At 71.0% G+C, this 12,746-nt stretch carries 14 protein-coding genes and 1 pseudogene; 10 read left to right on the forward strand and 5 right to left on the reverse strand.

What is annotated here, in order from left to right; translation table 11 throughout:
* Window positions 1-182 precede the first annotated feature (182 nt).
* Genes ACH4TV_RS32935 through ACH4TV_RS32960 form a run of 6 tightly spaced genes read left to right on the forward strand, consistent with a single transcriptional unit; the run spans window position 183 to window position 7,606 of the window.
* A complete protein-coding gene (locus tag ACH4TV_RS32935; RefSeq protein ID WP_398404545.1) occupies window positions 183-665 on the forward strand; it encodes an NADH-quinone oxidoreductase subunit B family protein in 483 nt (160 codons plus the stop codon).
* Complete coding sequence (locus tag ACH4TV_RS32940) at window positions 662-2,698, forward strand: proton-conducting transporter membrane subunit (protein WP_398404547.1); 2,037 nt, start codon at window positions 662-664, stop codon at window positions 2,696-2,698. Before ACH4TV_RS32935 ends, ACH4TV_RS32940 begins: the two co-directional genes overlap by 4 nt.
* Window positions 2,695-3,660 (forward strand): respiratory chain complex I subunit 1 family protein, encoded by a 966-nt coding sequence (locus tag ACH4TV_RS32945; RefSeq protein WP_398404549.1) that lies wholly within the window; start codon window positions 2,695-2,697, stop codon window positions 3,658-3,660. The genes ACH4TV_RS32940 and ACH4TV_RS32945 overlap by 4 nt, the downstream gene beginning before the upstream one ends.
* Window positions 3,657-4,361, forward strand: coding sequence for a hypothetical protein (locus ACH4TV_RS32950; RefSeq protein ID WP_398404551.1), 705 nt, complete (start codon window positions 3,657-3,659; stop codon window positions 4,359-4,361). The genes ACH4TV_RS32945 and ACH4TV_RS32950 overlap by 4 nt, the downstream gene beginning before the upstream one ends.
* Window positions 4,361-6,124: a proton-conducting transporter membrane subunit gene (locus tag ACH4TV_RS32955; protein ID WP_398404553.1), complete on the forward strand. Its 1,764-nt coding sequence runs from the start codon at window positions 4,361-4,363 to the stop codon at window positions 6,122-6,124. Before ACH4TV_RS32950 ends, ACH4TV_RS32955 begins: the two co-directional genes overlap by 1 nt.
* 3 nt (window positions 6,125-6,127) lie before the next feature.
* The gene (locus ACH4TV_RS32960) at window positions 6,128-7,606 is read left to right on the forward strand and encodes an NADH-quinone oxidoreductase subunit C (protein ID WP_398404555.1); all 1,479 of its coding nucleotides are present in this window, start codon (window positions 6,128-6,130) and stop codon (window positions 7,604-7,606) included.
* 124 nt (window positions 7,607-7,730) lie between these two features.
* Here ACH4TV_RS32960 and ACH4TV_RS32965 read toward each other — a convergent pair whose 3' ends face one another.
* From ACH4TV_RS32965 to ACH4TV_RS32980, 4 genes are all read right to left on the reverse strand, one after another.
* Complete coding sequence (locus ACH4TV_RS32965) at window positions 7,731-7,916, reverse strand: DUF6126 family protein (protein WP_398404557.1); 186 nt, start codon at window positions 7,914-7,916, stop codon at window positions 7,731-7,733.
* A 53-nt stretch (window positions 7,917-7,969) separates the two neighbouring features.
* Window positions 7,970-8,377, reverse strand: a complete 408-nt coding sequence (locus tag ACH4TV_RS32970; RefSeq protein ID WP_398404559.1) for an ATP-binding protein — start codon at window positions 8,375-8,377, stop codon at window positions 7,970-7,972.
* A gap of 62 nt (window positions 8,378-8,439) precedes the next feature.
* Complete coding sequence (locus tag ACH4TV_RS32975; protein WP_398404561.1) at window positions 8,440-8,778, reverse strand: ArsR/SmtB family transcription factor; 339 nt, start codon at window positions 8,776-8,778, stop codon at window positions 8,440-8,442.
* A gap of 5 nt (window positions 8,779-8,783) precedes the next feature.
* A complete protein-coding gene (locus ACH4TV_RS32980; RefSeq protein WP_398404563.1) occupies window positions 8,784-8,990 on the reverse strand; it encodes a hypothetical protein in 207 nt (68 codons plus the stop codon).
* Between the two features lie 650 nt (window positions 8,991-9,640).
* On the opposite strand from ACH4TV_RS32980, the gene ACH4TV_RS32985 reads away from it, so the two are divergent.
* Together ACH4TV_RS32985 and ACH4TV_RS32990 are read left to right on the forward strand one after the other, a co-directional pair.
* Window positions 9,641-10,015 (forward strand): hypothetical protein, encoded by a 375-nt coding sequence (locus tag ACH4TV_RS32985; protein ID WP_398404565.1) that lies wholly within the window; start codon window positions 9,641-9,643, stop codon window positions 10,013-10,015.
* Between the two features lie 198 nt (window positions 10,016-10,213).
* The gene (locus ACH4TV_RS32990) at window positions 10,214-10,588 is read left to right on the forward strand and encodes an ArsR/SmtB family transcription factor (RefSeq protein ID WP_398404567.1); all 375 of its coding nucleotides are present in this window, start codon (window positions 10,214-10,216) and stop codon (window positions 10,586-10,588) included.
* Window positions 10,589-10,798: 210 nt separating this feature from the next.
* On the opposite strand, the pseudogene ACH4TV_RS32995 reads toward ACH4TV_RS32990, so the two are convergent.
* A pseudogene (locus ACH4TV_RS32995) lies at window positions 10,799-11,182 on the reverse strand (transposase); the annotation flags it as partial.
* A gap of 265 nt (window positions 11,183-11,447) precedes the next feature.
* Here ACH4TV_RS32995 and ACH4TV_RS33000 point away from each other — a divergent pair.
* Together ACH4TV_RS33000 and ACH4TV_RS33005 are read left to right on the forward strand one after the other, a co-directional pair.
* Window positions 11,448-12,449 carry a recombinase family protein gene (locus ACH4TV_RS33000; protein WP_398404569.1) on the forward strand — a complete coding sequence of 334 codons (1,002 nt, stop codon included), beginning with the start codon at window positions 11,448-11,450 and terminating at the stop codon, window positions 12,447-12,449.
* Window positions 12,450-12,520: 71 nt separating this feature from the next.
* On the forward strand, window positions 12,521-12,703 hold the full coding sequence (locus ACH4TV_RS33005; RefSeq protein ID WP_398404616.1) for a hypothetical protein: 183 nt from the start codon (window positions 12,521-12,523) through the stop codon (window positions 12,701-12,703).
* Window positions 12,704-12,746 lie beyond the last annotated feature (43 nt).

Genomic DNA, 12,746 nt, shown 5'->3' on the forward strand with positions numbered 1-12,746 from the left:
CCCTCAAGCGGTGACCGCCTCCCGGGAGTTGACAGCGCTCTGTGCGGCGGGAGGCGGTCACCTTCAAGCCCGCACGGCACAAATAATGCAAAACGTAGGAAAAGTGACGTAACTCCGGCCCTGGAAAGAGCCGTTAGGCATCCGCGGAAGCAAGTCCTCACCACTGCTCGGGAGGGACGTTCATGAGTCTGCTGCGCAGGATCCGCGACACCGGGCGGGCGGCCGAGCCCGCCCCGCCCAGGCCGGAGGGCGAACAGCCGCCCGCGGCCCGCGAGTTCGGCGGCTCGGTGCAGGTGCGCTGCGTGGACGCCGGGTCCTGCAACGGCTGCGAGATCGAGATCGCGGCGGCTTTCAACCCGGTGTACGACGCGGAGCGGTACGGGGCCCGGCTGGTGGCCTCGCCCCGGCACGCGGACGTGGCGCTGGTGACCGGGCCGGTGACCCGGAACATGGCCGAGCCGCTGCGCCGCACGGTGGCCGCGATGCCCGAGCCGCGGCTGGTGGTCGCGGTCGGGGACTGCGCGATCGACTGCGGGGAGTTCGCGGGCGGTTACGGCGTCGAGGGTGCCGTCTGCGATGTCGTGCCGGTGGATCTGGCGGTGCCCGGGTGTCCGCCCCGGCCGGAGGAGATCGTCGCGGCGCTGCGGAGGGTGACCGGTAGATGAGCGCGGTCCCGGCCGCCCTCGCGACGGCTACCGCACTGGCCGGGGCGGGCGCGTCGGCCGGGCTGGTCCTGCCGCAGCAAGTGCGCGGCTGGGTGGTGGGTGTACTGACAACAGGCGTGGGGGTGGCGGGTGGCACGGCGGGTGTGGCTGCACTGGGCGGAGGCCGCTGGTCGGCCCCAGTACCCGGGCTGCTCCCGCTGGCCGGGGCGCACTTCGCGGTGGACGCCCTGTCCGGACTGTTCATGGCGGTCGCCGGAGCCGTGGTGGCGGCGGTGGCGGTCTACGGCATCGGCTATGTGGCCGGGCACGGTTCGCACGGGTTCGGCTCGCACGGCGCTCAGACGGCACTGCCGCTGTTCGCACTCACTCTGATCCTGGTGCCGGCGGCGGCCTCGGTGTCCACGTTCCTGCTGCTGTGGGAACTGATGGCGCTCACCTCCCTGCTGCTGGTCCTGGCCGAACACCGGGCGCGCCCTTCGGTGCGGGAGGCGGGCCTCTGGTACGCGGTGATGACCCACCTGGGGCTCGTTCTGCTGCTGGTGGGCCTGTCCGTGTACGCCGCCCAGGCCGGCGGCGAGACCTTCGCCGCCCTGCGGGCCGGTACGGCGGGGATCTCGCCCACCGTCCGCGGGCTGGTCTTCGTGCTCACGGCGGTGGCGTTCACCTCCAAGGCCGGTCTGGTGCCGCTGCACGCCTGGCTGCCGCGGGCCCACCCCGAAGCACCCAGCCCCGTCTCGGCGTTGATGAGCGCGGCCATGGTCAACCTCGGGATCTACGGCCTCGTCCGGGTCGGGTTCGACCTGCTGGGCGGGGGACCCGCCTGGTGGTGGCTGCTGGTGATGGCCATGGGCGGGCTGTCGGCGGTGTACGGGATCCTGCAGGCGGCGATGGCCTCCGACCTGAAACGGCTGCTGGCGTACTCGACGTCCGAGAACATGGGACTGGTCGTGCTCGGCGTGGGCGCGGCCGGGCTGTTCGCCCACGCCGGGAACGCGCCGCTGGCCGGGCTGGCCCTGGCCGCCGCGCTGCTGCACGTGGTCAACCACGCCGCGTTCAAGGCCCTGTTGTTCACCGCCGCCGGTTCGGTACTGCGGGCCACCGGCGAGCGGAACCTGGATCTGCTGGGCGGACTGCGGGCCCGGATGCCGGTCACAGCTGGGCTGTTCGCGGTCGGCGCGCTGGGGGCGGTGGCACTGCCGCCGGGCAACGGATTCATCAGCGAGTGGCTGCTGCTGCAGTCGATGATCCACGGGCTGACGGTGCCCGGGGTGACCACGGCGATCGTGCTGCCGCTCGCGGTGGCGGTGATCGCCCTGTCGGCCGGTCTCGCGGCGGCGGTGTTCGTCAAGGCGCTCGGCGTGGGCTTCTTCGCCCGGCCGCGCGGCGAACCGGCCGCGGCGGCCAGGGAGTCGCCGCTGCTCATGCGGGTGGGAATGGGGCTGCTCGCGGCCCTGTGCGTTGCCCTGGCCCTGGTACCGGGGCTGCTGGGCGAGGGCCTGGACCGCGCGGTGGCGGCGGCCGGGCATACGGGGACACGGCCGGTGTCCGGTGGCGGGCTCCACGTGCGGCTGGACGAGGTGTCCGCCACCCTGTCCCCGCTGTGGGTGGTGGCCGCGCTGACGGTGGCGCTGGGCGCGGTCACGGCGACGGCCGGCTGGGCAGGGCGGCGCCGACAGCGGCGTACGCAGGCACGGTTGTGGGACTGCGGGGGCGGGGCACCGACGCCACGCATGGCGTATACGGCGACCTCGTTCGCCGAGCCGCTGCAGCGGGTCTTCGACGACGTACTCGCCCCCGAGCAGGACGTCGACGTCACACCGGTGCGCGAGTCGGCGTACCTCGTTCAGCGGGTGAACTTCCGCAACCGGGTGCCTGACCGGATCGAGCACCGCCTGTACCGGCCCGTCCTCGATCTGCTGGCCACCGCCGGGCAGTCGGCGCGCAGGCTGGCCGGCGGCAGCGTGCACGCCTATCTCGGCTACGGCTTCTTCGGCCTGGTCGCTCTGCTCGTGGTGTTGGTGGTGGGCTGGTGAACACGGTCGGATACACGGCACTCACCCTCCAGACCGGCGCGGTGGCAGCAGGGGCACCCCTGCTGACCGGCCTCATGCGGCAAACGAGGGCCCGCCTGGAGGGGCGGGCCGGCGCCGGGATCCTCCAGCCCTGGCGGGACGTACGCAAACTGCTGCGCAAGGAGGCGATCACCCCGGTCGGGACCGGCCCCGCCTTCCGGTGGGCGCCCCCGCTGCTGGTCGCCACCTCACTGGTGCTGGCCGTCCTGGTACCGCTGATCTCCACGGACACCCCGGTCCGGGGCCGGGCGGACCTGATCCTGGTAGTGGCTCTCCTCGCACTGGGCACACTCGCCCTGGCGCTCGCGGGTCTGGACACCGGCACCGCGTTCGGCGGGATGGGTGCCTCGCGGGAGATGACCATCGCCGCACTCGTGGAGCCGACCATCCTGATGGCGGTGTTCGCCCTGTCGATACCGGCCGGGTCGACCAACCTGCCCGTCATCGTCGCCGGGGCCGCCGACGAGCCCGCCCGGCTGACCTCCCCGGCCGGACTGCTGGCCATCGCCGCGCTCACGGTGGCGGTGCTGGCCGAGAGCGGCCGGCTGCCGGTGGACAACCCCTCCACCCACCTGGAACTGACCATGGTCCACGAGGCCATGGTCCTCGAATACGCCGGACCCGACCTGGCGCTGGTCGAGTTCGGCGCCCAGGTGCGCCTGACCGTACTGCTGGGGCTGTTGGCCTCGCTGTTCGCTCCGTGGGGCATCGCCACCGGCGCCTCCCTCACGGCCGTCCTGCTGGCACTGGTGCTGGTCGTGCTCAAGGTGACGGTGCTGGGGATGGCGCTGGCGGCGGCGGAGGTGTTCTGGGCGAAGCTGCGGCTGTTCCGCGTGCCCGAACTCCTCGCCGGATCCTTCCTGCTGGCGCTGCTCGCGGTGACCGCCTCGTACTTCCTGGGCGGAGAAGGAGGACCGCAGTGAGCGAGAGCCTGTTCACCCAGCTGCTGAATCTGGCCTGCGGGGCGTTCCTGCTGGCCGCCGTCATCGTGCTGTGGCGGCGCGAACTCGCCGCGATCGTCCGGCTCTTCGCCCTCCAGGGACTCGCCCTCGCCGCCATCGCCCTGCTGCTCGGGCTGCACGAGGAGCGCTGGGACCTGATCGTGGTCGCCGCCGGGATCGGGGCGCTGCGGGCCGGACTGCTGCCGTACCTGATCCGCCGCGCCCTGGCCGCGCTCGTCGTCGGCCGGACCGACGACCAGGGGCAGGGGTACGTGCGCAGCGAGGAGGTGCGCGAGACGCAGCCGCTGGTGAACGTGGCCGCCTCGCTGCTGACGGCCGCCGCCCTCACCCTGCTCGCCTACGCCGTCGCCCGCCCCCTGGTCGAACTGAACCCGACCCCGGCGACCCGCGCCCTGCCGGTCGGCCTGGCCGTCGTCCTGATCGGCTTCTTCGTGCTGGTGACCCGGCGCCGGGCGCTCGCCCAGGTGGTCGGGTTCCTGCTGCTGGACAACGGCATCACCGCGACCGCCTTCCTGGCCGCCTCCGGAGTGCCGCTGATCGTCGAACTCGGCGTCTCCTTCGACGTTCTGCTCGCCGTGCTGGTCCTGCAACTGCTCACCGTGCGGGTGCGGGAGGCGTTCGGCACCACCGACATCGACGACCTGCGGGAGCTGCACGACTGATGCTGCGTCTTTCCCAGGAGCCCGCACTGACCGCGCTCCTGCTCACCGCCCCGGCCGCTGCACCGCTGGCCGTGGCCGCCGCGTACGCCCTCATCGGCGTGACCGGGCGCGGAGCTCCCCTTGCGGTGCCGACGGTCCGGCAGGAGGCGGGCCGCCGTCCACAGTTGGTGGAGGAAGGCGCCGTCGCTCCCTCGCGTGGAACCGCGCGAGGGAGCGCGAGCCTGGCAGACAACAGAGGGGAAGCGGGAGACGCCTCCGCGTCCGGGAAGCCGGTTGGCGCGTCTCGGGCGCACGGGCGCCATCCGGCCGACTGGGCCGGGCTGACGTCTCCGGCGGCGATTTTGGCCTGCGGTGCGCTGCTGGCCGCTGAGGTCGGCGACGGCGGATCCGTGGCCGCATACTCCGGTCTGCTGCGCGCGGACGCGCTGACCGTGTGGATGCTGCTGGTGGTCGGTACGGTCGCGCTGATCGCCTGCGCCTCGGCCCCGGCCTACCTGGCGGGCGAACAGGCCACCGGACGGGCCACCGACCCGGCCGTGACGGGGGTCCCCACTGGTCATGGGGGTCCCCCCGCTCGAGCGAAGCCGAGAGTGGGGGAGAAGTCGAAAGCTTGGGGGAGCTACCACGCCCTCGTGCACGCGTTCCTCGCCGCGATGTGCCTGGCCGTGGTCACCGCGAACCTCGGCGTGCTGTGGGTGGCCATCGAGGCCACCACCATCGTCACCGCGTTCCTCGTCGGCCACCGCCACACCCGCAACTCCGTGGAGGCCGCCTGGAAGTACGTGGTGATCTGCTCGGCCGGGATCGCGCTCGCCTTCCTGGGCACCGTGCTCATCTACTACGCAGCCCGGCAGGCAGGCATCTCCGAGGCATGGGCGCTGGACTGGCCGACCCTGCTCGCCCGCGCCCACCAACTCGACCCCGCCGTCACCCGCCTAGGCATCACCCTGGTCGTCCTCGGCTACGGCGCCAAAGCGGGCCTGGTGCCCCTGCACGCCTGGCTGCCCGACGCGCACAGCCAGGCCCCGGCCCCGGTCTCCGCGCTGATGTCCGGCGTCCTGCTGTCGGTCGCCTTCGCGGCGATCCTGCGCTACCGGGTCATCGCCGACGCCGCCCTCGGCGCGGACTTCACCCGCGTCCTGCTGGCCGGGATCGCCCTGCTCACCCTCGCCCTCGCCGCCGGCCTGCTGCTGGCCCAGCGGGACTACAAGCGGATGCTGGCCTATTCGAGCATGGAGCACATGAGCCTGATCGCCCTCGGCGCGGCGATCGGCAGCCCGCTCGCCCTGTCCGCCGCCCTGCTCCACATCGCCGGCCACGGCCTCGCCAAGGCCACCGCGTTCTGTGCCTCCGGCCAGATCCTCCACCTGCGGGGCACGTCGAAGATCGGACGGGTACGCGGGCTGATCGCCCAAGCACCCTGGCTCGGCGCGCTGTTCGGACTCGCGGTCCTCGCGCTCCTGGGCTTCCCGCCGTTCAGCCTCTTCGCCTCCGAACTGGCCATCGCCCGCGCCGGGTTCGCCGCCGGAACGGGCCTGGCCTGGGCCATGGCCGCAGCCCTCCTCCTGGTCCTGATCGCCTTCGCCGCGCTGGCCGTGCGCACCGCACGGATGCTCCTCGGCCCCGGGGAACCGACCCGCGAGAGCCCCGCCGCGCTGTGGCCCCTCGCCCTGGGCCTGACGGCCTGCGCAGCCCTCGGTATCGCCGCCGGCCCGCTGGGCGACCTGCTCACCCAGGCCGCCGCCGTCCTCGAAAGGCCCTGACCGATGCGCACCGTGCACGACGTCCACACCGCCGAACTCCCCAAACGGGCCCAGGCGTTACTGCGCGACGGACACCGCCTGGCCCTGGTCGCCGCCCACCACGACACCGACGCCGTACGCCTCGTCTACCTCTTCGTCTCCGGACCGCCCGACACCCGCACCGAACTCCACGTACGCCTCGACCCGTCCCGACCCGAGGTACCCAGCCTGGCCCAGCTCTCCTTCCCCGCCGGCCGCTTCGAGCGCGAGATGCACGACCTGCACGGCATCGTCCCCCTCGACCACCCCCTGCCCCACCGCCTGGTACGCCACTTCCACTGGCCCAAAGGCTGGTACCCCATGCACCCCGATGCCGGGGACCCGCCCGCCTTCGGCGAACAGGAAGGCCCCTACCCCTTCCTCGAAGTCACCGGAGACGGCGTTTACGAGATCCCCGTCGGCCCCGTCCACGCCGGACTGATCGAACCCGGCCACTTCCGCTTCTCCGTCGTCGGCGAGACCATCCTCAAACTCAAGGCCCGCCTCTGGTTCGTCCACAAGGGCATCGAAAAACTCTTCCAGGGCCGCTCATTGACCGCCGGGCTCCCGCTCGCCGAACGCATCAGCGGCGACACCGCCGTCGGCCACGCGCTGGCCTACTGCCTGGCCGTCGAGGAGGCCACCGGCCAGAGCGTCCCCGAACAGGCCCAGTGCGCCCGCGCCCTGCTGCTCGAACTCGAACGCCTCCACAACCACGTCGCCGACCTCGGCATGCTCTGCAACGACGTCGGCCACGGCATCCTCAACGCCCACGCCCAACGCGTCCGCGAACAACTCCTGCGCCTCAACGACACGGTGACCGGACACCGTCTCCTGCGCGGCGGCGTCGTCCCCGGCGGCAGCGCCCTGCGCACCCTGCCCGACCGTACGCAGCTGGAGGCCATCGGGGACGACATCCGCGAGATCGTACGGCTGGCGCTGGGCCACTCCACCGTCCACGACCGCTTCACCGGCACCGCGATCCTGCCCGCCGAAGCCGCCCGCGGCATCGGCTGCCTCGGCTACGTCGCCCGCGCCAGCGGCCTGCCCATGGATGCCCGCATCGCGCACCCCTTCACCCCGCACGGACAACCCGGCCGGGTCCCCGTCCACACCAGCGGCGACGTCCTGGCCCGTTTCCTGGTCCGCGCCGAGGAGATCGACGTCTCCCTCGCTCTGATCCGGGAACTGGGCGACCGCGTCGCCACCGGCCCGGTCCTAGGCCCCCCGCCCGCCCCCGGGAAGGGTCCGCGCAGCGGTGTCGGCCTCGTCGAGGGCTGGCGCGGCACCATCGCCACCCGCGTCGAACTCGCCGATGACGGCACCCTGTCCCGGGTCAAGCCCGTCGACCCGTCCTTCTTCAACTGGCCCGCGCTACCGGTCGCGCTCAACGACACGATCGTCCCCGACTTCCCCCTGACCAACAAGAGCTTCAACCTCTCCTACGCCGGCAACGACCTCTGACGGTGAGGAATCCGGCCCCCGCCCACCAGCCGGAACCCGGTCACGATGTCGGCCCTGATCCGCACCACGTGCTCCGTCTCCGTGTCGATCCAGGGCGTGAGATCCGCGTGCCCCACAACAGCGATCACTTGTTCGCGTGCTCGCCCAGATAAAAGAGCAGCCACACGAACCCGGCGAACAGATGGGTGCCGAAGATGTAGAAGCCCGCCCGGATCGCGACACCGCGCTCAATCCACGACTCCCTGTCCCTGTCCTTGGCTTTCCGTTCGCGCCGCTCGCCCGCAGGCTCGTTGGCTGTCCGATCGGTCATCGTGTCTCCCTGCTTCCTGTGATCGCCACGTCCCTCTTACGAAGGCATGGTTTCTACGACGGCACGCGGAAGCGGACGAGGACCACCTTGCCGCCATGGCCGACGGCAGGTTCCGCGCGCACGTCGCCGTCGTACTCGGCGGCCAGCTCGGCCACCATCAGCAGTCCCGCGCCCATCGCGCCCGGTTCGAGGTCCGGCAGGCGTGGCTCGGCGTCGGCGACGCTGATCACCAGCTGTCCCTCCCCGACCGAGATGCCCACGTCCGCGACCGGGGACTGTGGCGCGTGCCGCAGCACGTTCACGACCAGCTCACTGACCACCAGCAGCACGGTGTCGGCGAACGCGGAGCCCGGCGCGACGCCCACCTCGCCGAAGCGTTCGGCCACCGCCTCACGGGCCTGCCTCACCGCCTCCGGCCCGACCAGCACCGAGACGAGGTAGCGCCGTGCCGGCGCCGGCACGTGCTGTGTCACCGCTACGGGCCGGCCTCTGTGCCACGGCCGGAACGAGCGCCCAGCGCCCATCACCGCACCGACTCCGTGGCACGCAGCTCCGCCAGCAGCTCCTGACGGCCCGCCAGCAGAACGGACAGGATCCGGCGAGCGGCGGCCAGCAAGTCGGCCACGTCCCCGCCCGCCAGCTCGTACACCACGGTGGAGCCGGTCCGGGTGGCGGTGACGATCCCGGAGCGGCGCAGCACGGCCAGCTGCTGCGACAGGTTCGACGGCTCGACCTCGATCGCGGCCAGCAGGTCACGCACCGGCATCGGCCCGTCCTGCAGCAGCTCCAGCACCCTTATCCGCACCGGATGCCCGAGCATCCGGAAGAACTCCGCCTTCGCCTCGTACAGCGGTACCGGCATGCCGTTCACTCCTCGTCCGTTCCCGTCGCCTCGACGTCCAGTCCGTGCCATTGGGCCAGCCGCATCAGGTCGTCCAAGTCGTCCTGCGCCACCGCGACGGCGTACGCGTCCTCGGCCGCCACAGCGGCCGCCAGCCCGGCCCGGGCCGCCCGCACCCGCGCCAGCAGCGCCTCGGCGAACTCGCCCACCCCGACCTCCACACCCTGGATCATCTATAAACCACCGCAACTAACCAATTGAAGAACTCTTCAAGAGTACGCTCCGCACCCCGTCGGGATCCGGTGCGGGCAGGTGGGACGGCGCATTTCAGGCCCACGCGCCGTCCACCGAGACGGCAGGGGCCATACAGGGGGGCGATGCGCCGCCCACCGGTCGGCCCCAGTACGTGGACCGGCACCTTGTGGCGGTGGGCATACGTCACCGGTTGGTCGACGTCCAGCCGGTCGTGGGAGCCGGAGCCGTACCCGTTCCGCCAACCCTCCGTCGCCACCGGCGCTCCGGACGGGGAGGGGCCGACCGGCCCTTCGCAGGGGGCCATGCAGCCTCGAACGGTGAGCGGGACGGAGTGGAAAGAGCCCCGCAACGGGCCATGGCGCACATCGTCAATGAGGTGTCTTCTCCCGCCTGATGATGGCGGCGCAGCAGCCATCACGGCCCACGCCGGCTGCCTCGGCCCCTGCGGTAGCGGTTGTCATTCGCCGAGCACGAGCGGTCACAGAAACCGCATCATCAGACTTTTTAGGGCTCCCTCGGCCAGTACGGGAACAACAGGGCTGCCGGCCGCAGGCATCTACGTAGGGTCCTGGGCACCGGCGAGGAGGGCCGCGCCCGAGCCTCGCAGCGACAAGGAGGAGATGCCCGTATGAGCAATGTGGAGATCTGCCTGAAGGAGATCATGACGTCGATCGAGGGCTCGTTGGGAACTGCCCTGGTCGACTACACCAGCGGGATGGCGCTGGGCACGCTGGGGGGCGGCAAGGACCTCGACCTGACGATCGCCGCCGCGGGCAACACGGACGTGATCCGGGCCAAGACCCGCACCATGGAACACCTCGGGCTCAAGGGCGAGATCGAGGACATCCTGATCACACTCGGCAACCAGTACCACGTCCTCCGGCCGCTCAAGGGCCGCGGCGGCAACGGCTTGTTCCTCTACCTCGTGCTCGACAGGAAGAAGTCGAACCTCGCCATGGCCCGCCACCAGCTCAGGAGTATCGAAGGCCAACTGGACGTGTAGAACGCCGCGTGCTCCGTAGCTCCGCACGCCCACGACTTGAAGATTTCTTCAAATGGGAACATCGAGATCAGATCAATCTCATGGGCGTGCGGGGCCGGATGCACGAGGATCGGTCCACAGGACCGCCTGCGGTGGTACGCACAGGGCCACCGAACCCGGATGCGCCAGCCGAATGCGGCAGGGAGCGAGCGATTCACCATGCAGGTCCCCCTTTACCAGGCCAAGGCCGAGTTCTTCCGGATGCTCGGCCACCCGGTACGCATCCGGGTCCTGGAACTCCTACAGAACGGCCCCGTCCCCGTACGCGACCTGCTCGGCGACATCGAGATCGAACCCTCCAGCCTCTCCCAGCAGCTGGCCGTCCTACGCCGCTCGGGGATCGTGGTGTCCATCCGGGAGGGCTCCACCGTCAGCTACGCCCTGGCCGGCGGCGATGTCGCCGAGCTACTGCGGGCGGCCCGCCGGATCCTGACCGAACTGATCACCGGCCAGAGCCAGTTGCTCGCCGAACTCCAGCAGGCAGACCCCCCGCCGACCTTCACCCCCGCGGGCGGAGCCGACCGACGCTCCTGACTCCTTCCGGCGCTGGACACCACCCTTCATTCTCCGCCCCGGCACACTGCCGTGCCGGACTCCGCGCCAGCGAGCCGCCGTGCCGCTCATCCCACCCGCATTTGCGAGGAGAACACGCATCGCGGGGACGCGGCCACGGCCCGTGACACGGGTGCGGGAGCCCAGGCTCGCTCACTCCGGGGAGGACACTGAGCTTGATCATTAACCTCGCTACTGTTTCAGGCGGACGTGTTCGGTGAGGGTTTCGATTCGTTTCACGGTCTTCCCCGGCTCGTGACGTGGGGCTGACCTATGGTTCTTCGAGCCGGGTGGGCGTCCGGGCCCGGGCTTGGAGGGTTGGGGCACGTCGGCGGGACGGGCGGTCTTCACGCGGAGGTGGCGGAACCCCCGGCGGACCCGGGCGGGGGTGAGCCGGCGCGGCTCGGCGGGTCGTTCCCAGGGGCGGCGGAGGTCCTCGGCGAGGGGCCGGGCGAGGCGGAGTTGGGTGTGGGCGGCGATGATCAGCCAGGTCCACAGGTCGGCCGTGTGCGGATCGCGGACCTTGGGGACCGTCCAGCCCAGGGTCTGTTTGAACAGCCGGAAGGTGTGTTCAAGGAGCAAGCCGTAATGCATACATAGACGACTCTGGGGCGGGGAATGTGCCTGTCATAGAGGTGGATGCCGTGCTTCGTGCCGCTGTTGTTGTTCAGCGGTTGCGGGAGCGACAGGTCGGTGGTGGCGAGGGTGGTGGGTCGGAGTGTCCGCTGAGCTCCCCAGATGCCGCGGTGGGAGAGCGTTCCGGAACTGAGCCGTCAGCTGGTGGTGTGTCTGCTGGCCGAGCTGACGACACGGATGGTGGTCGAGGCCGGACGGGGCGGGGGTGAGTCCTGTGGTGGTGAGGGCTCCGTGGGAACGGCTTGAGGGCAAGATCCAGCCCTGGCATCTCGACCGTCTCGCGGTCGTCTATGTCCGTCAGTCGACTCCGCAGCAGGTCCTCGACCACGCGGAGTCGACCCGGCTGCAGTACGGACTCACCCAGCGTGCGGTCGACTTGGGGTGGGCGCTGTCCCGGGTCCTGGTGATCGACGAGGACCTTGGCCATTCGGCGTCCGGTCTGGTGGACAGGCCCGGCTTTCAGCGGCTGGTCTCCGAGGTCGGCCTGGACCACGTGGGCCTGGTCCTCGGCGTGGAGATGTCCCGGCTGGCACGAAGCGGCCGTGAATGGCACCAGCTGCTGGAACTGTGCGCTCTGGCCGGGGCCCTGCTCGCCGACCCGGACGGGGTCTATGACCCGGCCGGACACAACGACCGCTTGTTGCTCGGGCTCAAGGGCACGATCAGCGAGGCCGAACTGCATCTGATCAAGCAGCGGATGTGGAACGGAAGGATCGGCAAGGCCCGTCGCGGCGAGCTGGCGGTGCCCCTGCCGGTGGGCTATCTCCGGCTCGCGGACGGCCAGGTCGTCAAGGACCCGGACGAGCAGGTGCAGACCGTGGTCCGCCTGGTCTTCGACCTGTTCGACGAACTCGGTCTGATCAACGGGGTGCTGCGGTTCCTGGTCGATCACGGCATCCAGATGGGCATCCGCACCCGCGAGGGGCCGGAGAAGGGGCTGCTGGTGTGGCGACGGCCCAGCCGGATCGTGATCCGGAACATGCTCCGGCATCCGGCCTACGCGGGGGTCTATGTCTATGGCCGCAGCCGCACCGACCCCCGCCGCCGGGTGCCGGGCCGCCCGAGCACCGCCCGAGCACCGGCCGGGTCCGCAAGCCGCGCGAGGACTGGCTGGTGTACTTGCCCGCAGTTCTGCCCGCCTATATCGGCATGGAACAGCATGAACGCAACCTGGCCCGGATCGAGGCGAACCGGACCCGCTCACTGAGCATGGGTGCCCTGCGCGACGGGCCGGCGCTGCTGGCCGGGCTGATCTACTGCGGCCGCTGCGGAACCCGCATGACCGTCCACTACCAACGCGGCCAGGGCGGCAAGCTGTGGCCGAAGTACGAGTGCAGCCGCGTCAAAGCCGACTACGGAGGCGGGTTTTGTCAAGCAAGGAAAAAGACCAGGTCAGAGGCCGTATCACGCCTAGATCGAAGGTCGTTTCTCACAGTCTGTCGAGCAATGCTCAAGACCTAATAGCACTGCGGACGATGCCGAAAGCGCGTGACGCCAGCCAGAG

This window comes from Streptomyces sp. NPDC020898 (assembly GCF_044333925.1).
In the GTDB taxonomy this organism is placed as follows: Bacteria; Actinomycetota; Actinomycetes; order Streptomycetales; family Streptomycetaceae; genus Streptomyces.

Coding starts and splice junctions, on each gene's coding strand:
- ACH4TV_RS32935 (WP_398404545.1), top strand. CDS start 183: ATGAGTCTGCTGCGCAGGATCCGCGACACCGGGCGGGCGGCCGAGCCC.
- ACH4TV_RS32940 (WP_398404547.1), top strand. CDS start 662: ATGAGCGCGGTCCCGGCCGCCCTCGCGACGGCTACCGCACTGGCCGGG.
- ACH4TV_RS32955 (WP_398404553.1), top strand. CDS start 4,361: ATGCTGCGTCTTTCCCAGGAGCCCGCACTGACCGCGCTCCTGCTCACC.
- ACH4TV_RS32960 (WP_398404555.1), top strand. CDS start 6,128: ATGCGCACCGTGCACGACGTCCACACCGCCGAACTCCCCAAACGGGCC.
- ACH4TV_RS32965 (WP_398404557.1), bottom strand. CDS start 7,916: ATGACCGATCGGACAGCCAACGAGCCTGCGGGCGAGCGGCGCGAACGG.
- ACH4TV_RS32975 (WP_398404561.1), bottom strand. CDS start 8,778: ATGCCGGTACCGCTGTACGAGGCGAAGGCGGAGTTCTTCCGGATGCTC.
- ACH4TV_RS32980 (WP_398404563.1), bottom strand. CDS start 8,990: ATGATCCAGGGTGTGGAGGTCGGGGTGGGCGAGTTCGCCGAGGCGCTG.
- ACH4TV_RS32985 (WP_398404565.1), top strand. CDS start 9,641: ATGAGCAATGTGGAGATCTGCCTGAAGGAGATCATGACGTCGATCGAG.
- ACH4TV_RS32990 (WP_398404567.1), top strand. CDS start 10,214: ATGCAGGTCCCCCTTTACCAGGCCAAGGCCGAGTTCTTCCGGATGCTC.
- ACH4TV_RS33005 (WP_398404616.1), top strand. CDS start 12,521: ATGACCGTCCACTACCAACGCGGCCAGGGCGGCAAGCTGTGGCCGAAG.